Here is an 18,127-nt window from a genome sequence, read left to right as displayed (position 1 = left end):
CGGCACCGCCGGCACCTGGCCCGCGCTGACCGATCCGCGGCTGCGGTTGCTGCTGTATCGCTGGGCTGGCTGGCGCATCGGTTTGCAGCCGCCGCCGCGTGCCGCCGTCAATCCTGCCGAGATCAAGCCCTGCCTGCCGGATCTGTGGATTTTTCGCATCACAGATAGTGGCGACGATATGGTTTGCACCCTGGCGGGTGAGGGTTTGCGCGAAGCCTGGGGCTTTTCCATCATCGGCAGCCGGCCGGTTGATCTCTGGGGCAAGGAAAGCGGCGGTATCGCCCGCGACCGTCTGCTGGTTTCGGCGCGCACCCCGGCGGTGATCCATGGCCGCACCGATATCACGCCGCGCAGCGGCCCGGCCAAACTGGCGCAGCGCCTGATGTTGCCGCTGGCGGATGATGCCGGTGCCCCTTATGGTGTTATGGGCATGACGCTGTTCGCATACGACCGCCATCTCGACCAGGATCTGCCGGTGGCCTTGCCGCTGCATACCTCGGCCTATCCATGCGCGTCGCTGCCCGTTGAATTGCCGCTGCTATGAATGCCATCAACGCCATTCCGGTGCCGCCGCATGTGCCGCTGAAGCCGGCAGGCCAATGGCCCATGCTGGCCGATCCGCGCCACCGCCTGCTGCTGCGCCATTGGGCCGAGGGACGCGGCAGCGAATTGATGGCGCCGCGTGCCGCGATCAATCCGGCGGCGTTGCGTGATTGCCTGCCATTCCTGTGGATCAATCGCTGGGATGCGGCGCGGCAGGATTTCGTCTGCACGCTGGCTGGTGAAGGCGTGATCCAGGCCTGGGGGGTCAACATCATTGGCCGCACCGCCGCGGAAGTGATGGGGCCGGCGCTTGGCCTGCGGTTGAATCTGCGCTACCGCGCCGCGCTCGGTATTCCGGCGGTGCAGTTCGGCCTGCGCACCATCGTGCCGCCGGATGTGACGCAGAAGCAGTCGACGCGGCTGGTGCTGCCGTTGAGCGATGCCGAAGGCGCGCCCTATGGCGTGCTCGGCCTCACGCTGTATGACTATGCCCTGCCCGAACATGGCGGCCCGGAAGTGACACCGGAGCAGGAGATGGAACTCTATGCCTGCGCCGGCCTGCCGCGCGCGCTGCCGCCTGAATAGCGGGGGGACCGGGCCATGAATTCCCCCGCCATGCTGCCGAAAGTGCCGCCCCATTCGCCGCTGATGCCCGAGGGCATATGGCCGGAATTGACCGATCCGCGCCATCGCAGCTTCCTGCGCCATTGGGCGGAACAGCGTGGCACCGATCTCCAGGGTGGCGGCCTGATGGCGCCGCGTGCGGCGATTGATCCAATGGCCTTGCGTGCCTGCCTGCCGCATCTCTGGATCTATCGCTGGGATGCGGCGCGGCAGGATTTCATCTGCACGCTGGCCGGCGAGGCGGTGAACCAGGCCTGGGGTTTCAGCATCATCGGCCGCACCACTTATGAAGTGATGGGCGCGGCGAACGGCCCGCTGGTGCGGGCGCGCTATCTCGCGGTGCTGGGTATTCCGGCGATCCAGTGCAGCCGCAAGCCGATCGAGCCGCATGACGGCATCCACAAGCGTTCCACGCGCATCATCCTGCCATTGAGCGATGCCGGGGGCGCGCCCTATGGCGTGCTTGGCATGACGCTCTACGATTATGATCCCTACCGCGAAGCCGATAAGCCGGTGCAGACCATGCCCGAGGTGGAACTGTATGGCTGCGCCGGGCTGCCGCGCACTTTGCCTGAATAAAAGAACCGCACTGATAGACAGCGGAGTAAACCGATGAGCGATGCGATCCAGATTGCCCGCGAGCGTTTCCGCGTGCTGCATGAAAGCGGCTGCTTCGTGATTCCCAATCCCTGGGATATCGGTTCGGCACTGATGCTGCGCGGCCTGGGCTATGAGGCATTGGCCACCACCTCGGCGGGTTTCGCCTTCTCGCGCGGCCTTCCCGATACCGATTGGGCGGTGCCGCGCGATGCCATGCTCGGCCATATCGCCGAACTGGTGCGCGCCACGCCGCTGCCGGTCAATGCCGATTATGAATCCGGCTACGCCCATGACCCGGAAGGGGTGGCGGCCAGCGTGCAGCTTTGCGCCGCCAGCGGCGTGGCCGGCCTGTCGATCGAGGACAATACCGGCGATGCGGCAGTGCCGCTGTATGATTTCGATCTCGCGGTGGCGCGCATCCGTGCCGCCGTCACGGCGCTGAAAGGTAGTGGCGTGCTGCTCACCGCGCGCTGTGAGGCGGCGTTGATAAAGCATCCGAATGCCGATTTTGAGATCGACCGCCGCCTGGTGGCTTTCGCCGAAGCCGGCGCCGATGTGCTTTATGCGCCGGGGCTGCGTGATCCGGCGCGCATCCGCCAGATCGTGCAGATGGTGGCACCGAAGCCGGTGAACCTGCTGGTCTCCGCACCAATCGGCCTCAGCGTGGCGGATATCGCGGCGCTTGGCGTGCGGCGCATTTCGGTCGGCTCGGCCTTTGCGCGTGCTGCCTGGGGCGGATTCCTGAAAGCCGCGCGCCAGGTGGCCAACGACGGCAGCTTTGCGGCACTCGGCGAGGCCGAGCCGTTCGATGCCCTCAACCGGTTCTTCCGCGATGCTGGTCGATAACGACTGGAAAATACAACCGGCGGAAAGCGCCGGCATGGACGGCACGGTGCTCGCCGGCCTCAAGCCGCATTTCACCGCCTGGCGCGAAGCCAACCTGCATGGCGCGCTGATCCTGCGTCATGGCAAGCTGGTGCTGGAGGAATATTTCACCGGCGACGATACCCATTGGTCGCAGCCACTGCCGCAGACAAGATTTGATGCCGACACACGGCATGACATGCGCTCGGTGTCGAAAAGTGTCACGTCATTGCTGTTCGGCATCGCCTGCGACCGGGGCTGGATCAAAAGCCTGGACCAGCCGCTGTTCGGCCTGTTTCCCGAATATGCGACGCTGGCCGATGGCGCCAAGGACCGCATCACCCTGCGCCACCTGCTCACCATGTCGGCGGGCTTCGCCTGGGATGAAAATATCCCCTACAGCGATCCGGCGAACAGCGAGCGCAAGCTGATCGTGGCACCGGATCGGGTGCGCCATGTGCTGGAGCAGCCGATGGTCCGGCCAGCCGGCGCCACCTACAATTATAATGGCGGCCTCACGTTCCTGCTTGCTGCCATCATCGAGCGGCTCGCGGGCCAGGGTATCGATGCCTTTGCCCAGCAGGCTTTGTTCGGCCCGCTGGGCATCAAGCCGGCCGATGTGGATTGGAACCGCTATGCCGATGGCGCCGCCAACCCGGTTTCCGGCCTCAGGCTGCGGCCGCGCGACATGGCCCGGATCGGCCAGATGGTGCTGGACCAGGGCGCCTGGCAGGGCAGGCCGGTGGTCTCGCCCGGCTATATCGCGGAGTCGCTCGAGCCCCAGGTGAACGGCGCCGGCCTGTTCTTCTATGGCTACCAATGGTGGCTTGGCCGTTCGCTGGTGAATAAGCGGGAGCTGCGCTGGGCGGCGGCCTTCGGCCATGGCGGCCAGCGCATCTTCATCGTGCCCGAGCAGGGCCTGGTGGTGGTGGTCACTGCCGGCCTCTATGGCGACCCGGTGCTGATGAACGTGGTCGGCGAGGTGGTGCTGCGCCGCTATGCCTTGGCGGCGGTGCAGGGCTGAAATGGGATCCCCGCTTGCGCGGGGATGACATAGGCCTTGCCGCCACCCTCGCGGAAGCGAGGGTCCCATTGTTGTTCCCCCGCTTCATGGTCGCTCTCTGTTCCAAGTAAAGCACCCCTTTGCCGCCCTGTGCGCAGGGGTGTGGCAGATTGTCGCAGAAGTGCGGCGGCCAGGAGCCCCACCAAGCCCCGGATTCGTGACATGGGAATCCGCACTCGGGGTCATTCGCTTTATAAAACCATAATCTTATGAGCCGCTTGTTTTGACATTTAAGAGTGATTCGCAACTTTGCACTGCGGCAGGCCCGGCTTGACGGGGAGGGGGGCGGTTTCTATGGTGCGCGCGCTTTCCACGGCTGTCGTCGCCGGGAATCGCGCCCGAGGATGCTGTGCCGATGGCCGAGACCGACCGACCTGACCTTAAGAAAGACGAGCATGCCGACCTGGCCCGTCTTGGCTCCGCCTTGAGCGAAGTCGAGGAGCGGAAGGGAGGCGAGGCTCGCCGGCTGGCCGAACGCGAAGCGGCAGCCTCCGGATCGCGCCGGTCTCTCGGGCGCGCCTGGTCGCTGGCGATCGAGATGGTGGTGGCAGTCGGGGTATCGGTATTCATTGGCTGGTGGGTAGACCGCTGGCTGCAGTCAACGCCATTCGGCGTCGTCGGCTTTGCCCTGCTGGGCGTCGCCACCGCGATGTGGACCGCGATCCGCACCGGCATGGCGATGAACCGGGACGCAGAGGCCGGCGATGACGAAGGGTTGAAGAAGAAGGGGAAGTGAACGTGGCCACCAGCCCGCTCGACCAGTTCAAGGTGAAGTGCATTGCGCTCTGCGGCGATGCCGGCCAGCTCCAGGCGGTGTCGTTCACCAATGCCTCGCTGTTCATGGTGCTGGCGGTTGCCGCCGCCACCATCCTGATGGTCTATGGCATGCGCCAGCGCAGCCTGGTGCCGGGGCGGCTGCAAAGCGTCGCCGAGCTGACCTACGAATTCGTCGCCAACATGGTGCGCGACAATGTCGGCAGCAATGGCCGCCAGTATTTCCCGTTCATTTTCTCGATCTTCATGTTCGTGCTGATGTGCAACATGCTCGGCATGGTGCCCTACAGCTTCACCGTCACCAGCCACATCATCGTCACCTTCGTGATGGCCATGGTGGTGTTCCTGGGCGTCACGGTGATCGCCATTGCCCGCAACGGCATCCACTTCTTCACCCACTTCATGCCGGCTGGCGTGCCGATGGCACTGGCGCCGATCATCGTGCCGATCGAGATCATCTCCTATCTCTCGCGCCCGATCTCGCTGTCCCTGCGTCTCTGCGCCAACATGCTGGCGGGCCACACCACGCTGAAGGTGTTCGCCGGCTTCATCGTCTCCATGGTCGGCATGGGCGGCATTGCCTCGCTTTCGGGCATCCTGCCGCTGGTCATGGTGATCGCGCTCACCGCGCTGGAATTCCTGATCGCCTTCCTGCAGGCCTACGTCTTCTCGATCCTGACCTGCCTGTACCTGAGTGAAGCCGTCAACATGGAACACCACTAAGTCCGGTATTCCTTCTCCTCACGAACCAACAGTAAAAACACCAACCTGAAAGGATGAGTATTATGGATCTCGCTGCTGCAAAGATGATCGGCGCCGGCATTGCTGCTATCGGCATGGGTGGCGCGGCGATCGGCGTGGGTCTGATCTTCGCGAACTTCCTCAACGGCGCGCTGCGCAATCCGGGCGCTGCCCCGAAGCTGTTCGGCAACCTGATGCTGGGCTTCGCCGTGACCGAAGCGCTCGGCATCTTCGCGCTGCTGATCGCCCTGCTGATCCTGTTCGTCTGAGCCGGTAAATGCCTCAGCTCGACGTCAGCACCTTCCTGCCGCAGCTTGTATGGCTGGCGATTAGCTTCGCCCTGCTCTACGTGCTGATGGCCAAGGTGGCGCTGCCGCGTGTCGCCGAAGTCATGGACGAGCGCAAGCGTCGTCTCGACCATGACCTCGAAGAAGCGGCGCGGCTGAAGCGCGAGACCGAGTCGGCGATTGCGGAATACGAGGCGGCGCTGTCGGCTGCCCGCGCCAAGGCGCAGGCCATCGGTGGCGAGGTGCGTGCCAGGCTGGCGGCCGATGCCGCGGCCGAACGCGCCCGCGTCGAAGCTGATATCGCTGATCGCACCAAGGCGGCGGAAGCCAGCATCACGGCCAAGAAGGACGCGGCGCTGGCATCGATCTCAACCGTGGCCGGCGAGGCTGCGCGCGATATCGTCGCCAAGATCACCGGCGCTGCGCGCTAACGGAGGGAACCATGTTGCACGATTCCAGTTTCTGGGTCCTGGTTGCCTTCGTCATCTTCTTTGGCGTGCTGTTCTATCTCAAGGTGCCGGGCCAGCTCGGCAAGACCCTTGATGAACGCGCCGAGAAGATCAAGCGCGAGCTGGAAGAGGCCGAGAAGCTGCACCGCGAGGCGCAGCACCTCTTTGCCGAATACCAGCGCAAGCAGCGCAATGCACTGAAGGAAGCCGAGGAGATCGTGGCTGCGGCGGAAGCCGAAGCCAGGCGCATTGCCGAGGCTGCCAAGGCCGATCTGACCACCAGCCTGGAGCGCCGTCGCGTTCAGGCCGAGCAGAAGATTGCCCAGGCCGAGGCGCTGGCGTTGCGCGAAGTGCGCGATGCCGCCGTCGACCAGGCGATCACCGCTGCCACCGGCCTGCTGCGCGAGCAGTTGCAAGGTCCGGCCGGCACGGCCCAGACCGAGCGCGCCATCGCCGAGGTCAAGGCCAAGCTGCACTAAGCTCGGTTTTCATCGCATACGGAAAGGCCGCCTGAGAGGGCGGCCTTTTTCGTTTCATGACATTCTGTCACTCTCGCGAACGCGAGAGTCCCATTCAGCAGGTAGGGAAATGGGATACCGGCTTTCGCAGGCATGACATCCAAGGCGAAAGCTTTATCGCCCTAATCATTCGCGCGGCAGAAGCAGCGGTAGAGGCGGATGATGCGGGCATCCATGGCGCTGATGCGGATGGCCCAGTGTTCGCCTTCGGCGATCACCCATTCGCGTTCACTTTCTTCCACGGTGGAGCCGCGCAGCTTGATATCGGCGGCATAGCGCGCGAAGGCATCGAGCACGGCGGATTTGTATTCCTCCGTCACGTCTTCGAGATACATCACCGTGAAGCCCAGCGTCTCCAGTTCGGATTGCAGGTCGTCAGGCGTCAGCAGCACCGGCTTCACCGGCTCGCGATCCATCCACACTTCGTAGACGCGGCTGCCTTCCGGCCCGGTGAGCAGGAAGTCGGTGAACATCAGCTGCCCGCCGGGTCTCATCGCGGCGCGCAGCTTGGCCAGCAGCAGGCGCTTGTCCTGCACGCTCATCAGCCCTTCCTTGGACAGCACGGCATCCAGGCTGCGGCGTTTGAATTGCAGATCATCGAGCAGCGAGTGCTTGATATTGGTACGCTGCTTGATGCCTTCCTTGCGCGCCAGCGCCAGGGCGGCATCGCTCAGGGACTGATCGGGTTCATAGGCATCGACCCAGATGCCATCGCGGGCCAGCAGCCGGGTCATGCCGCCCATGCCGCAGCCGAGTTCTGTCACCGACATGTTCGGATTGAGCGCCAGCGGCGCGGTGAGTGCGCGGATCAGGGCTTCGCCGCCGGGCTGATGCAGGCCCTCGCCGAACAGCAATTGCACGATCTGCTGCCGCCGGGGCGACCAGGTGGTGATATCGGGTTCATCACTGGTCGGCGGTGGTTCGGCTTCAAGCGGTGCGTCGGGCGTGGTGCGGTAATCTTCCACCTTCGGGCCGAAGCCCTGCTCGCCATGCCACCAGGCGCGCAGGCGGTCGCGCCAACCCGGCTTGTCCTGTTGTTCATCATTCATGGCTGAGGGTCCGGACCCATTAAGGCTAGGCCCGGGATTGGTCAGGGAAGGCCGCCGGTTAGGAGCAAATCGCAGCGCGTAGTGGGACTACGGGCAAGATTTGCGACGACATCCCGCGGCCTTCCCTGGCCAACCCTGCGGGCGATGTGCTTTTCTTGCCTGGCGTTGTCGAAAACCCTCACCGATGCACCACATCGCTTTCGGGTTTTCTCCTAGCCAGGCAAGAAAATCACAACGTCACGGGCCTAGCCTTAATGGGTCCAGACCCTAGGCCAATCCGATTGCCCCGTCGCTAACTGTGGCCGGGTGTCCCGATTCGCGCAAGCGTGTTGTGCTTGATCAGCCCTTGAGCAGCGTCTCGACGATACGCTGCACTGCGAAGGCTTCCTCTGCGGAAGCGAGCGGGAAGTCGCTTTCCGTCTCATTCCGCGCCAGGCGGCCGAGCTTCTCCAGCTGGCGGCGCAGCACCAGCGGCCGCGCCTTCTCGTTCGGCATCGCGCCGGGCGCCGGCTGCCAGGTGCCATTGGCATCCAGGCGTTCCGCCTCGGCCCAATCGCGCAGGCGGATGCTGCCATGGGCAGCAGTCACCGTGAACAGGTTGTGGTCTGGCTTCGGCGTCTCGCCAACCGCGCCATAAAGGCTGAGCGGCAGCGCGCCGGCGGTGAGCGTGGCGGAAACGCCGCGTTCGGAGCGCCCGGCTTCGGGATAGGTGATGCCGTGGCCGGGATGCAGCAGCAGCGGGCCGCCGAGCCGCGAGGCGAGAAACAGGAAATGCGAGCCGACTTCACGCACGAAACCGCCCTGTTCGCGGCGGTCGAGCCAGTTCACCGCATCCATCTGCCACGGGCGCGGCCAATGGGCGAAACCGATCTCGATGCTCAGCTTCTGCACCACGCCGAGATCGCCTGCGCCGAGCCAGGCGCGGATCTGCTCGACACCGAGCGAGGAAGCGAAGGGGAAATTCACCGCGATGCGCTTCGCCCTGGCACCGTTATGCTTCAGGAAGCCTTCGGCTTCCGCCACATCGACAGAGAAGGGTTTCTCGCAGAACACGGCAAGGCCGGCATCGAGGGCGGCTTGAGCATAGCCGAGATGGCTGGCCGGCGGCGAAGCGATGTAAAGCACGTCTGCATCATGCAGCAAGGCAGCAGCGGAAGCCGCGCGCGGCACATGCGGCAGATCGCGCGCCAGCCGCGCCATGGCGTCGGCTGAAGGGTCCCACAGGCCGGTGACGGTGACGAAATCAGGCGCGTGATCGATGGCGGCGCGCAGCAGGCGCTCGCCCATGATGCCATAGCCGACGATGGCGAGCCGGTAAGGAACGCTCATCGTCAAGCCTGTGGCTTTATCGGCGGGAAGCGATGCGCTCGGGCAGCAGGTCGCGCACGCGGCGGCGCGCTTCCAGCTCGCGGATGCGCGCGGACTGTGCCGTGGTGATCAGGCGCGGCGCCGGCGGATTGGCCCATACCGTCACCGGATCGGTCAGCAGGCTGTCGGCCAGCTGCTTCATCTCGGCGGGCATGGTGGTGGCGAACACGATGGTCTGGCGCTCGCTCGGTGCCGCCTCGAAGATCGCCTTCAGCTCGGCGGTGAGGCCGAGATCGAGCATGCGGTCGGCTTCGTCCAGCACCAGGATCTCAAGCTTGTTGAGTTCCAGCTGGCCGGCATTGATCAGTTCCACCACGCGGCCCGGCGTACCGATCACGATATCGATGCCGCGCGCCAGCGCCTGCGCCTGGGCAGCCTTGCCCGGGCCTTCATACACGGTGGCCTGGCTCAGGCGCACGAAGCGGCCATAGGCGCGGAAGCTCTCGTGGATATGGGTGACGCGCTCGCGCGCCGGTGTCAGCACCAGGGCGCGCGCCTTGCGTGCGCCGGCCGGGTGACGGTCGATGGACAGGTGCTGCAGGATCGGCAGCGTGAACGCCACGGTCTTGCCGGCGCCGGCCTCGGCCTGACCGAGCAGATCACGGCCCTGCAGCAGGTGCGGGATGGCCTTGGCCTGGATCGCGGTCGGCGCGAGATGCTTCTCAGCCGCCAGGGCACGCTGGATGGGTTCTACCAGGTCGAGTTGCGAGAAAGAGGCGTTCAACATCGTCAACAATTCTGTAGTTACAGGATCATCCATGCTTGCCGGGCGAAAAACCCACCCCTTCCGCGGCACCGGAATGTCGCGGAATGGAAAGCGGAGTTTGGTGCGGAAACTTCCCGGCGGGACGTCACGAACTCGGGGATAGTAGCCACCACTCCGGCTTTTGCAAGTGCGAAAACTAGGGTGTGACATTTTGGCTACACACCCTGGGCTTCACACCCCATAGATAAGGATAAAATATTGAAACGCAAGAGATTATTTTTCTGCGCGAATCTTGGGCAGCTGCTTTTCCAGGCGGAATCGGGGGCGCTTATCCACAGTGGCGGTGGGGAATAGGCCTCCGCCCGTAGGGGTTATGGCTGGAATCGGCAACTCCTTGATTTCATTAGGCAGGGACTCGGGGTTGTGTCGTGCCGGCCTCAGGTCCGGCAAAAGCCCGGAACCGTGCCGAAAAGCCCGGCCCGGGCCGGATCGGGCCTTGCAAATGCGGCCTGAGGCCGTTACAACGCGCGCCTCTATCGGGCGTTCCGGCTAATAGGGCTGCCGTGTCCGCCTAGAATGTCATTCTTCCTTATCGGAGGTTATCGCAAAATGCCCAAGTTGAAGACCAAGAGCGGGGCGAAGAAGCGTTTCAAGCTTACCGCTACCGGCAAGGTGAAGCGTGCCCAGGCGGGCAAGCGTCACGGCATGATCAAGCGCACCAACAAGCAGATTCGCGACCACCGCGGCACCGAACTGGTGTTCGAGGGTGATGCGCGCAAGATCCGCAAGTACTGGCTAGCCGGTTAAGGAGGCGCTGATATGGCTCGTGTAAAGCGCGGCGTTGCCGCCCATGCCAAGCATAAGAAAGTCATCAAGGCTGCGAAGGGTTATCGCGGCCGTGGCAGCACCGCATTCCGCGTGGCGATCGAGAAGGTCGAACATGCGATGCGCTATGCCTATCGCGACCGTCGCGCCCGCAAGCGTGATTTCCGCGCGCTGTGGATCCAGCGCATCAATGCGGCGGTGCGCGATCATGGCTTGACCTATGGCCGATTTATCAATGGCCTCAAGCTCGCCGGCATCGAAGTGGACCGCAAGGTTCTCGCCGATCTCGCCGTGACGCAGCCTGAGGCTTTCACCGCCCTGGTGGAGCAGGCCAAGGCCGCTCTGCCGAAGGCGGCCTGAGCGGCCCTCACTCAATAATCAAGCGTTGCTGCTTGGCGAAAGGGGCCGTTACCCACGGCCCCTTTTTTGCGTTTTTGATTCTGTCCGCGTGACTCCGTGCAAGCGTTCTCAAAGGTGATGGCATGACCGATATCGCAAGCCTGGCAAGCGCCGCCGAGCGCGCCGTGGCCGAAGCGACGGCGCTCGACGCGCTGGAGCAGGCGCGCATCGATGCGCTGGGCAAGAAGGGCTGGCTCTCCGCCGCGCTCAAGGAATTGGGTGGTCTGGCGCCGGATGACCGCAAGGCGCGCGCGGCGCAGCTCAACACCATCAAGGACAGCCTGACCAACGCGATCGAGACGCGGCGCGGCGCATTGCAGGACGCGGCGATCAATGCCCGCCTGGCGGCGGAAAAACTGGATATGACCCTGCCGCTCAACGAAGGCGGCGAGGCCCAGGGGCGCATCCATCCGATCAGCCAGGTGATCGACGAAATCACCGAAATCTTCGCCGGCATGGGCTTCACCATCGCCGAAGGACCGGATATCGAGGATGGCTTCCACAATTTCACGGCGCTGAACATGCCGCCGGCGCATCCGGCGCGGCAGATGCAGGATACCTTCTATCTGCCCGGCACGGCTGGCGCCGATGAGATCGTGCTGCGCACCCATACCTCGCCAGTGCAGATCCGCACCATGCGCGGCGGTCCGCCGCCCTACCGCATCGCCGTGCCGGGCCGCACCTACCGCAGCGACTACGACATGACCCACACCCCGATGTTCCATCAGATCGAGGGGCTGGTGATCGACCGCACCACCCATATGGGCCATCTCAAGGGCGTGCTGGTGGAGTTCTGCAAGGCCTTCTTCGAGACCGACAATGTGAAGATGCGCTTCCGCCCGAGCTATTTCCCGTTCGTCGAACCGGGCGCCGAAGTGGACATCAATTGCAGCCGCAAGGGCGGCGAACTGCGCGTCGGCGAGGGCGATGACTGGCTCGAAATCCTCGGCTGCGGCATGGTGCATCGCAAGGTGCTGGAACATTGCGGCCTCGATCCCAATGAATGGCAGGGCTTCGCCTGGGGCATGGGCATCGACCGCATCGCGATGCTGAAATACGGCATCCCCGATCTGCGCGCCTTCTTCGATTCCGATTTGCGCTGGCTGAAGCATTACGGCTTCGTACCGCTGGATATGCCCACATTGGGCCAGGGGATTGCCCGATGAAGTTCACCCTGTCCTGGCTCAAGGATCACCTCGATACCACTGCCAGCCTCGATCAGATCGCCACTACGCTTACCGCACTCGGCCTTGAGGTCGAGGGCATCACCGATCCGGCGGCGGTCTACAAGCCGTTCGTGATCGCCCGCGTGGTGAAGGCGGAACAGCATCCCAATGCCGACAAGCTGCGGGTCTGCATTGTCGATTACGGCGGGCCGGAAACCATGCAGGTGGTCTGTGGTGCGCCGAATGCGCGTACCGGCCTGATCGGCGTGTTCGCGCCCGTCGGCGCCACCGTGCCCGGCATCGATGTGCTGCTCAAGGCTGCCACCATCCGTGGCGTGGCCTCGAACGGTATGCTCTGCTCGGAACGCGAGATGGGCCTCTCGGATGACCACGAGGGCATCATCGACCTGCCGGCCGATACGCCGGTGGGTACGCCCTTCGCCGCCGTGGCCGGCCTGGATGATCCGGTGATCGAGATCAAGCTGACGCCGAACCGGGGCGATTGCCTCGGCGTGCGCGGCATCGCCCGCGATCTCGCCGCCGCCGGGCTGGGCAGCCTGAAGCCGCTGAACACCGCCAAGGTGGCGGGTGGCTTCGAGAGTCCTATCAAGGTGACGCGCGACCTGCCGGCCGATGCCCAGGATGCCTGCGCCATGTTTGTCGGCCGCCTGATCCGCAAGGTGAAGAACGGTCCGTCGCCGGCCTGGTTGCAGCGCCGCCTCAAGGCCATCGGCCTGCGCCCGATCTCGGCCCTGGTCGATGTCACCAACTACATCACCTACGATCTCGGCCGTCCGCTGCATGTGTTCGATGCCGACAAGGTTCAGGGTGATATCGTTGCCCGCCTGGCCAAGCCGGGCGAGAAGATCCTGGCGCTGGATGGCAAGGAATACACGCTGGATGAAACGATGACGGTGATAGCCGATGGCGCGGGCGCTGAAGGCATCGGCGGCGTGATGGGCGGCGAACATTCCGGCTGCACGCCGGAAACCGTGAATGTCTTTCTGGAATGTGCCTGGTTCGACCAGGAGCGCACCGCCAAGACCGGCCGCAAGCTTGGTATCCATTCCGATGCGCGCCACCGCTTCGAGCGTGGCGTCGATCCGGCCTTCCTGCATGATGGCGCCGAAATCGCCACCCGCATGATCCTCGATCTATGCGGCGGCGAGCCGTCGCAGATCGTGGTCGCCGGTGCCGAGCCGGCTTGGCAGAAGCGCGTCGCGCTGCGTCCCTCGCGCCTGCTCGGCCTGGTCGGCTTCGACCTGCCGAAGCCGCGCCAGATCGAGCTGCTGACCAAGCTCGGCTTTGCGGCCAAGGATGAAGGCGAACTGATCCAGGTGGATGTGCCGTCCTGGCGCCCGGATATCGATGGCGAGGCCGATCTGGTCGAGGAAATCGCCCGGCTGGAAGGCTTCGATCACATCCCGTCGACACCGCTGCCGCCGCTCCGCGCCGTGCCGCTGCCAGCGGTGAACGCGTCGCAGCGCCGCTCGCGCCAGGTGAAGCGGGCCCTGGCCGCGCGCGGCCTGGTCGAGGCCGTCACCTATTCCTTCATCAAGCGCCAGGAAGCGCAGCTTTTCGGCGGCGGCGGTGATGCGCTGGTGCTGATCAACCCGATCAGTGCCGATATGGATGCAATGCGCCCCTCGGTGCTGCCCGGCCTGATTAATGCCGCCCGGCGCAACATGGATCGTGGCTTCAACGATCTGGCGCTGTTCGAGGTCGGCCCACAATTCAACGATCCGACGCCCACGGGCCAGGATTGGGTCGCCACCGGCATCCGCCGTGGCCAGACCGGTGCGCGCCACTGGCGCGAGGCACCGCGCGCTGTCGATGCCTATGATGCCAAGGCCGATGCCATCGCCGCTTTGGCCGGTGCCGGCCTGCCGGTGGAAAGCCTGCAGATCATGGATGGCGCGCCGGACTGGTATCATCCCGGCCGTTCCGGCACGCTGCGTCTCGGCCCCAAGGTGATCCTGGCGGCCTTCGGTGAACTGCATCCGCGCGTGCTGAAAGCCCTGGATGCGCGCGGGCCTTTGGTCGGCTTCGAAGTCTATCTCGACCGCCTGCCGGCCAGCCGTTCGAAAGGTGGCCGCTCGAAGCCGGCGCTCAAGCTTTCGGAATTCCCGGCGGTGGAACGCGATTTCGCCTTCATCGTCGGCGCCGATGTGGCGGCGGATACGCTCATCAAGGCCGTGAAGGGCGCCGAGAAGGCGCTGATCGCGCGTGTGTCGGTGTTCGATGTGTTCGCCGGCACCGGCATCGAGCCGGGCAAGAAATCGGTGGCGATTTCCGTGCGGCTTGAGCCGCGCGAACGCACGCTCACTGATGCCGAGATCGAAGCCGTGGGGCAGAAGATCGTCGCCGCTGCCGCCAAGGCCTGCAACGCTGTGCTGCGGGGGTGACAAAATAATGGGACCCTCGCTTTCGCGAGGGTGACATAGATCATGTCATCCCCGCGAAAGCGGGGATCTCATTTTTTGTTATCCCTTATTCCTGCACACCAGGAAGATCGAGCGGCAGCCATCGGTGAATTCGCGCCGCTCCGGCTGCCAGCCATGGGCGCGCAGATGCGCCTCCAGCATTTCGACGCTGTAGCCCTTGTAGCCGATTTCCCATTTATGGGTATGCCAGTCATTGGCGTCGGTGGCGGGGAAGGGTTTCAGGCCGCGCAGCTTGCGGAAGAAGCTGCGGCGCCGCGCGGTGTAGCGGTTCCAGTAGAAATGCAGGCCGATCTGGGTGCCTTCATACGGCACGGACAATACCAGCCAGGGAATCCGCGTCGCGGCTAGGTTCTTCAGCACCGCGCCGGTATCGGCCCAGGGGATGTGCTCCAGTGTTTCGCAGCACAGGATGGCATCGGCATCCTGCGGCAGGTCGCCGGCGCCAACCTGGCGGATATCGGCGGTGATATGGCGTTCAACGCCGATGCCGGCGCCGCGCGCCTCGATATCCACCGTGGTGACTCGGTAGCCGGCAGTGGCCAGCAGGGCGCTGACAACGCCGAGATGCGGCCCCACTTCCACCACATGGCGCACCGGCAGGCCGCGCATCAGATGCACCTGCAGCCATTGATGCGTGATCCGCTTCTCGGTGTAGTAGTTGTGCCAGCCTTCCGGCAGCTTGGCTTCTTCGCTCTGCTCGCCCAACAGGTCCCCCAAACGAAAAACGGCGGCCAGTCGCCCGGCCGCCGTCATTCAACACGTCAAAGGCGTCTGCCTCAATAGGGCTTCACGCCCGGGATCAGCTTGCGCACGAAATTCGGCAGGGCGAAGGCGCCCGTGGCGATATCCGGGTTGTAGTAGCGCAGGCCCTTGAGGCCGGCCTTCTTGAAGCGCGCGGCCAGGGTCTTGGCCGGGGTCTTGGTGATGTCCTGATCGGACGCCCAGGTCAGCGACATGAAGCCGCAAACGTAGGTCGGCACCACGGCGAGATACGAGCCCGAACGCTTCCAGATCTTCTGGAACAGCTTCACGGCATCGGTCAGTTCCGGGCCCTGCATGTGCGGCACGCCATTCTGTGCCACCAGGATGGCGCCGGGCTTCATCACGCGCTTGCAGTTCTTGTAGAACTCGCCGCTGAACAGCACGGTGGCGGGGCCGACCGGATCCGGACGGTCCACGATGATCAGGTCGTAGCGTTCCTCGGTGTCGCGCACCCAGGCGGCGCCATCGCCAACCACCAGGTTGGTGCGCTTGTCCTGGAACGCCTTGCCGCAGATCGACGACAGGAACTTCTTCGACACGTCGATCACCACGTCGTCGATCTCGACCATGGTGGCGCGGCGCACGGACTTGTGCTTCAGCACCTCTTCCAGGATACCGCCATCGCCGCCGCCGATGATCAGCACGTCGCGCACCTTGCCATGGGCCAGCATCGGCAGGTGGGTCAGCATTTCATGGTAGACGAACTCGTCGCCCTCGGTGCACTGCACCACGCCATCGAGGCCAAGGATGCGGCCATAACGGGCGGATTCAAACACCACCACCTTCTGGTACTTCGACTTGCCTTCGAACAGGATCTTCTTGATCTCGTGGCTCTGCCGGAAACCGGTGTAGAGCGTCTCGTTAAACCACTTGGTCACAGGATCAGACCCCGCTTCATTTCAGTGCACTGGATGGTGTCGGGCAGGAAGGCGCGGCGCAGCACCGGGATCGCCTTGGCCGGCTGGCAATCGCCGCAGACGAACACGTCGAGCGCGGCATAGCCCTTTTCCGGCCAGGAATGGATCGACATGTGGCTCTCGGCCAGCACGGCCACGCCGGAGATGCCGCCATTCGGCTCGAAGTGATGCAGGTCGATGTTCAGCAGCGTGGCGCCGATGGCTTCCACGGCTTCGGTCAGGGTCTGCTTCACCAGCGCCAGATTATCCAGGTGCTTACCGCCCCAGAGATCGATGATCAGGTGCTGGCCGGCATAGCGCATGCCGTCCTTGTTGATGAAATGCTCTTCTTCCTGCGCGGCCTCGGGCTGCGCGGGCACTTCGTACAGGGCCGGCTTGGCGGCAATGGTCTTGCTCATTCAGGTCTCTCCACCATCAAGATGAAATCGGAATGCTCCGACGGCAGAAAGACTGTTGGGAAAGCCCCGTGGTACCGCGAAAGTCCGAACCCGGACCGGCGGCCATTCGCCACTTTCCAAACAGTCTTCAGGAGGGGGGTATGGGGCCAATCGCCCCCTGATGCAAGTGAAAATTCACCCCCGGGGCACATTTTTTCGGCAGCCGGGCGCGGGGGTCACAATATGACGAGCAGCGGCGCTCCAGCGCAATGAAACCGAGGACTTAAGAGCATCCCGAGGCTCAGGCGAAGCTGCCGGCCAGGGTGAAGACTTCGCCGTTCAACCCGAGCTTGAACCGTGCCACGCCGGCTCCTTCCTCGGTATTGGCACCGCCAAGATCGAAATGCTCGACGCCGAGGTTTTTCAAGGCCAGCAGGCCATGCCACAGCAGGCGGTGATGCGCGCGCACCAGGCGGCCCGGTTCGCTGCTCCAGCCTGCCGCATAGGTAGCGCCACGGCCATGGCGCAGCAGCAGCATGCCGGCGACGGGACGCGTGCCGATCTTGGCCGTGAAAAGATGCGCGCTGTCGCCAAGGCTTGCGTCTGACGCTGCCGCGAAGGCGCGGTAGAAGGCGCCGTCGGGGCCGAGGAAGCGTTTCTCGATCCGCTGCACGTCATGCGCCCGCATCACGGCGGTGAAGGTTGCGTCATCCCAGCTTTCATCCAGCAGCAGCGGGCTGCGCTCGGCGGCTTTCAGCGCATTGCGCCATTTGCCATCCAGGCGGCCGCGCAGCACCGAAGGCGCCGGCGTCAGGTCGAGCCGCACGGAACTCCAGCCGGTCATCATCTGCTCCAGGCCCAGTTCGCGCATCAGGCTTTCCGATTCGGTGCCACCTGGCAGTTCCGGCAGCCACCACAGCAGGCTGCGGCCCTGCTTCCAGTGGTAATGCTGGCGCAGCGCGTTGAGGGCGGTCAGCCGCTCCGGCCGCCCGATGCCGGACAGGAATAGCGGCCCGCGCACGATCCGCACCAGCGACCCCCAGCCCGCATCCCCGGGGCCGAAACGGCGGCGGAAGGCCTGCGCCAGGCCGATGGCATCGCCTGCCTGGTTCAGCAGCAGCCAGCGTTCCGGCTGCGTGCGCGATACCGCCGCCACCGCCTCGCCATAGGCCCAGTTCTGCTCCAGGGTCTCGAAGCGCACCCGCGCCTGCAGGGCCGCCCAGGCGGCGCGGTCAGTAGCGGGTTGCAGCAGCACAGAGTCGCTCATGGCGGCAGCATGCGGATCGGCGCGTGCCATCGCAAGGGGCGCTTCCCGGCCGCGGCTGATTCGGCTATTCCAGGGCATGGCCTGGTTCAAACTGCCGGCGCGCTGGCGCGGCCCCGAACGTATTCATGGCGAGGTGATCCCGGCGCCCCGGCTGACCCGCCACGCCTTGCGCCGCTTCCTGCTCTGGATCCTGGCGCCGTTCCTGCTGCTCTGCCTGGCGGGCGACCTGCTGCTTTACTGGGTCTTTGCCCATTGGCTCGGCCGCTGCTACGGCCTGCTCTGCTTTTTCCAGTAAATCCGGGCATGAAAAAACCCGCCGGCCAAGTTTGGCAAGGAGCCCGGCGGGCATGAAAAAAACCCGCCGGGCGGGTGCCTGCGGCGGGT

Annotated in this window: 22 protein-coding genes; 15 read left to right on the top strand and 7 right to left on the bottom strand. The window is 64.6% G+C overall.

Annotated features, from left to right (window positions below):
- Positions 1 to 46: 46 nt before the first annotated feature.
- From ACQY7X_RS05245 to ACQY7X_RS05200, 10 genes are all read left to right on the top strand, one after another.
- A complete protein-coding gene (locus ACQY7X_RS05245) occupies positions 47 to 544 on the top strand; it encodes a PAS domain-containing protein (RefSeq protein ID WP_428248804.1) in 498 nt (165 codons plus the stop codon).
- Positions 541 to 1,128, top strand: coding sequence for a hypothetical protein (locus tag ACQY7X_RS05240; RefSeq protein WP_428248803.1), 588 nt, complete (start codon positions 541 to 543; stop codon positions 1,126 to 1,128). The genes ACQY7X_RS05245 and ACQY7X_RS05240 overlap by 4 nt, the downstream gene beginning before the upstream one ends.
- Before the next feature lie 15 nt (positions 1,129 to 1,143).
- Positions 1,144 to 1,746 (top strand): hypothetical protein, encoded by a 603-nt coding sequence (locus ACQY7X_RS05235; protein WP_428248802.1) that lies wholly within the window; start codon positions 1,144 to 1,146, stop codon positions 1,744 to 1,746.
- A gap of 33 nt (positions 1,747 to 1,779) precedes the next feature.
- Complete coding sequence (locus tag ACQY7X_RS05230; protein ID WP_428248801.1) at positions 1,780 to 2,613, top strand: isocitrate lyase/PEP mutase family protein; 834 nt, start codon at positions 1,780 to 1,782, stop codon at positions 2,611 to 2,613.
- Positions 2,576 to 3,655, top strand: coding sequence for a serine hydrolase domain-containing protein (locus ACQY7X_RS05225; RefSeq protein WP_428248800.1), 1,080 nt, complete (start codon positions 2,576 to 2,578; stop codon positions 3,653 to 3,655). Before ACQY7X_RS05230 ends, ACQY7X_RS05225 begins: the two co-directional genes overlap by 38 nt.
- A 394-nt stretch (positions 3,656 to 4,049) precedes the next feature.
- On the top strand, positions 4,050 to 4,430 hold the full coding sequence (locus tag ACQY7X_RS05220; RefSeq protein WP_428248799.1) for an AtpZ/AtpI family protein: 381 nt from the start codon (positions 4,050 to 4,052) through the stop codon (positions 4,428 to 4,430).
- 2 nt (positions 4,431 to 4,432) lie between these two features.
- Positions 4,433 to 5,191 (top strand): F0F1 ATP synthase subunit A, encoded by a 759-nt coding sequence (locus ACQY7X_RS05215; RefSeq protein ID WP_428248798.1) that lies wholly within the window; start codon positions 4,433 to 4,435, stop codon positions 5,189 to 5,191.
- Positions 5,192 to 5,253: 62 nt separating this feature from the next.
- Positions 5,254 to 5,478: a F0F1 ATP synthase subunit C gene (locus ACQY7X_RS05210; protein WP_341978682.1), complete on the top strand. Its 225-nt coding sequence runs from the start codon at positions 5,254 to 5,256 to the stop codon at positions 5,476 to 5,478.
- 8 nt (positions 5,479 to 5,486) lie between these two features.
- Positions 5,487 to 5,927, top strand: a complete 441-nt coding sequence (locus ACQY7X_RS05205; protein ID WP_428248797.1) for a F0F1 ATP synthase subunit B' — start codon at positions 5,487 to 5,489, stop codon at positions 5,925 to 5,927.
- A gap of 11 nt (positions 5,928 to 5,938) precedes the next feature.
- A complete protein-coding gene (locus ACQY7X_RS05200) occupies positions 5,939 to 6,424 on the top strand; it encodes a F0F1 ATP synthase subunit B (RefSeq protein WP_428248796.1) in 486 nt (161 codons plus the stop codon).
- Between the two features lie 161 nt (positions 6,425 to 6,585).
- On the opposite strand, the gene ACQY7X_RS05195 is transcribed toward ACQY7X_RS05200, so the two are convergent.
- The 3 genes from ACQY7X_RS05195 to ACQY7X_RS05185 all read right to left on the bottom strand — a co-directional run bounded on the left by ACQY7X_RS05195 (position 6,586) and on the right by ACQY7X_RS05185 (position 9,607).
- Positions 6,586 to 7,512, bottom strand: a complete 927-nt coding sequence (locus ACQY7X_RS05195) for a class I SAM-dependent methyltransferase (RefSeq protein WP_428248795.1) — start codon at positions 7,510 to 7,512, stop codon at positions 6,586 to 6,588.
- A gap of 339 nt (positions 7,513 to 7,851) precedes the next feature.
- Positions 7,852 to 8,841, bottom strand: a complete 990-nt coding sequence (locus ACQY7X_RS05190; RefSeq protein ID WP_428248794.1) for a Gfo/Idh/MocA family protein — start codon at positions 8,839 to 8,841, stop codon at positions 7,852 to 7,854.
- 16 nt (positions 8,842 to 8,857) lie between these two features.
- Positions 8,858 to 9,607: a DEAD/DEAH box helicase gene (locus ACQY7X_RS05185; protein WP_341978687.1), complete on the bottom strand. Its 750-nt coding sequence runs from the start codon at positions 9,605 to 9,607 to the stop codon at positions 8,858 to 8,860.
- 588 nt (positions 9,608 to 10,195) lie between these two features.
- Here ACQY7X_RS05185 and rpmI point away from each other — a divergent pair.
- The 4 genes from rpmI (at position 10,196) to pheT (ending at position 14,381) form a co-directional block, all read left to right on the top strand.
- Positions 10,196 to 10,393 (top strand): 50S ribosomal protein L35, encoded by a 198-nt coding sequence (gene rpmI, locus ACQY7X_RS05180; protein ID WP_428248793.1) that lies wholly within the window; start codon positions 10,196 to 10,198, stop codon positions 10,391 to 10,393.
- Positions 10,394 to 10,405: 12 nt separating this feature from the next.
- Complete coding sequence (gene rplT, locus ACQY7X_RS05175; protein WP_428248792.1) at positions 10,406 to 10,771, top strand: 50S ribosomal protein L20; 366 nt, start codon at positions 10,406 to 10,408, stop codon at positions 10,769 to 10,771.
- Positions 10,772 to 10,893: 122 nt separating this feature from the next.
- Positions 10,894 to 11,976, top strand: a complete 1,083-nt coding sequence (gene pheS / locus ACQY7X_RS05170; protein ID WP_428248791.1) for a phenylalanine--tRNA ligase subunit alpha — start codon at positions 10,894 to 10,896, stop codon at positions 11,974 to 11,976.
- Complete coding sequence (gene pheT, locus ACQY7X_RS05165; RefSeq protein WP_428248790.1) at positions 11,973 to 14,381, top strand: phenylalanine--tRNA ligase subunit beta; 2,409 nt, start codon at positions 11,973 to 11,975, stop codon at positions 14,379 to 14,381. Before pheS ends, pheT begins: the two co-directional genes overlap by 4 nt.
- Positions 14,382 to 14,459: 78 nt before the next feature.
- Here the strand turns inward: pheT and ACQY7X_RS05160 are convergent, their stop codons facing one another.
- The 4 genes from ACQY7X_RS05160 to ACQY7X_RS05145 form a co-directional block, all read right to left on the bottom strand.
- Positions 14,460 to 15,125, bottom strand: a complete 666-nt coding sequence (locus ACQY7X_RS05160) for a class I SAM-dependent methyltransferase (RefSeq protein ID WP_428248789.1) — start codon at positions 15,123 to 15,125, stop codon at positions 14,460 to 14,462.
- Positions 15,126 to 15,196: 71 nt separating this feature from the next.
- Positions 15,197 to 16,060 carry a polyamine aminopropyltransferase gene (gene speE / locus ACQY7X_RS05155; protein WP_428248788.1) on the bottom strand — a complete coding sequence of 288 codons (864 nt, stop codon included), beginning with the start codon at positions 16,058 to 16,060 and terminating at the stop codon, positions 15,197 to 15,199.
- Positions 16,057 to 16,497: an adenosylmethionine decarboxylase gene (gene speD / locus ACQY7X_RS05150; RefSeq protein WP_428248787.1), complete on the bottom strand. Its 441-nt coding sequence runs from the start codon at positions 16,495 to 16,497 to the stop codon at positions 16,057 to 16,059. The genes speE and speD overlap by 4 nt, the downstream gene beginning before the upstream one ends.
- 280 nt (positions 16,498 to 16,777) lie before the next feature.
- Entirely contained in the window at positions 16,778 to 17,773 is a 996-nt protein-coding gene (locus ACQY7X_RS05145) for a GNAT family N-acetyltransferase (protein ID WP_428248786.1), read from the bottom strand.
- Between the two features lie 46 nt (positions 17,774 to 17,819).
- Here ACQY7X_RS05145 and ACQY7X_RS05140 point away from each other — a divergent pair, with 46 nt between their 5' ends.
- Positions 17,820 to 18,038, top strand: a complete 219-nt coding sequence (locus ACQY7X_RS05140) for a hypothetical protein (RefSeq protein ID WP_428248785.1) — start codon at positions 17,820 to 17,822, stop codon at positions 18,036 to 18,038.
- The last annotated feature ends 89 nt before the right edge of the window (positions 18,039 to 18,127 follow it).

Source organism: Ferrovibrio sp., assembly GCF_965278975.1.
Classification (GTDB): domain Bacteria; phylum Pseudomonadota; class Alphaproteobacteria; order Ferrovibrionales; family Ferrovibrionaceae; genus Ferrovibrio.
The sequence above is the reverse complement of the archived record's forward strand: the minus strand, read 5'-3'. Positions and strand labels throughout refer to the sequence as shown.

Bases quoted from the DNA above. Each gene is read 5' to 3' on its own strand.
- ACQY7X_RS05240 (WP_428248803.1), top strand. From the start codon at position 541: ATGAATGCCATCAACGCCATTCCGGTGCCGCCGCATGTGCCGCTGAAG.
- ACQY7X_RS05235 (WP_428248802.1), top strand. From the start codon at position 1,144: ATGAATTCCCCCGCCATGCTGCCGAAAGTGCCGCCCCATTCGCCGCTG.
- ACQY7X_RS05230 (WP_428248801.1), top strand. From the start codon at position 1,780: ATGAGCGATGCGATCCAGATTGCCCGCGAGCGTTTCCGCGTGCTGCAT.
- ACQY7X_RS05225 (WP_428248800.1), top strand. From the start codon at position 2,576: ATGCCCTCAACCGGTTCTTCCGCGATGCTGGTCGATAACGACTGGAAA.
- ACQY7X_RS05220 (WP_428248799.1), top strand. From the start codon at position 4,050: ATGGCCGAGACCGACCGACCTGACCTTAAGAAAGACGAGCATGCCGAC.
- ACQY7X_RS05210 (WP_341978682.1), top strand. From the start codon at position 5,254: ATGGATCTCGCTGCTGCAAAGATGATCGGCGCCGGCATTGCTGCTATC.
- ACQY7X_RS05205 (WP_428248797.1), top strand. From the start codon at position 5,487: ATGCCTCAGCTCGACGTCAGCACCTTCCTGCCGCAGCTTGTATGGCTG.
- ACQY7X_RS05200 (WP_428248796.1), top strand. From the start codon at position 5,939: ATGTTGCACGATTCCAGTTTCTGGGTCCTGGTTGCCTTCGTCATCTTC.
- ACQY7X_RS05195 (WP_428248795.1), bottom strand. From the start codon at position 7,512: ATGAATGATGAACAACAGGACAAGCCGGGTTGGCGCGACCGCCTGCGC.
- ACQY7X_RS05190 (WP_428248794.1), bottom strand. From the start codon at position 8,841: ATGAGCGTTCCTTACCGGCTCGCCATCGTCGGCTATGGCATCATGGGC.
- ACQY7X_RS05185 (WP_341978687.1), bottom strand. From the start codon at position 9,607: ATGTTGAACGCCTCTTTCTCGCAACTCGACCTGGTAGAACCCATCCAG.
- rpmI (WP_428248793.1), top strand. From the start codon at position 10,196: ATGCCCAAGTTGAAGACCAAGAGCGGGGCGAAGAAGCGTTTCAAGCTT.
- rplT (WP_428248792.1), top strand. From the start codon at position 10,406: ATGGCTCGTGTAAAGCGCGGCGTTGCCGCCCATGCCAAGCATAAGAAA.
- pheS (WP_428248791.1), top strand. From the start codon at position 10,894: ATGACCGATATCGCAAGCCTGGCAAGCGCCGCCGAGCGCGCCGTGGCC.
- pheT (WP_428248790.1), top strand. From the start codon at position 11,973: ATGAAGTTCACCCTGTCCTGGCTCAAGGATCACCTCGATACCACTGCC.
- speD (WP_428248787.1), bottom strand. From the start codon at position 16,497: ATGAGCAAGACCATTGCCGCCAAGCCGGCCCTGTACGAAGTGCCCGCG.
- ACQY7X_RS05145 (WP_428248786.1), bottom strand. From the start codon at position 17,773: ATGGCACGCGCCGATCCGCATGCTGCCGCCATGAGCGACTCTGTGCTG.
- ACQY7X_RS05140 (WP_428248785.1), top strand. From the start codon at position 17,820: ATGGCCTGGTTCAAACTGCCGGCGCGCTGGCGCGGCCCCGAACGTATT.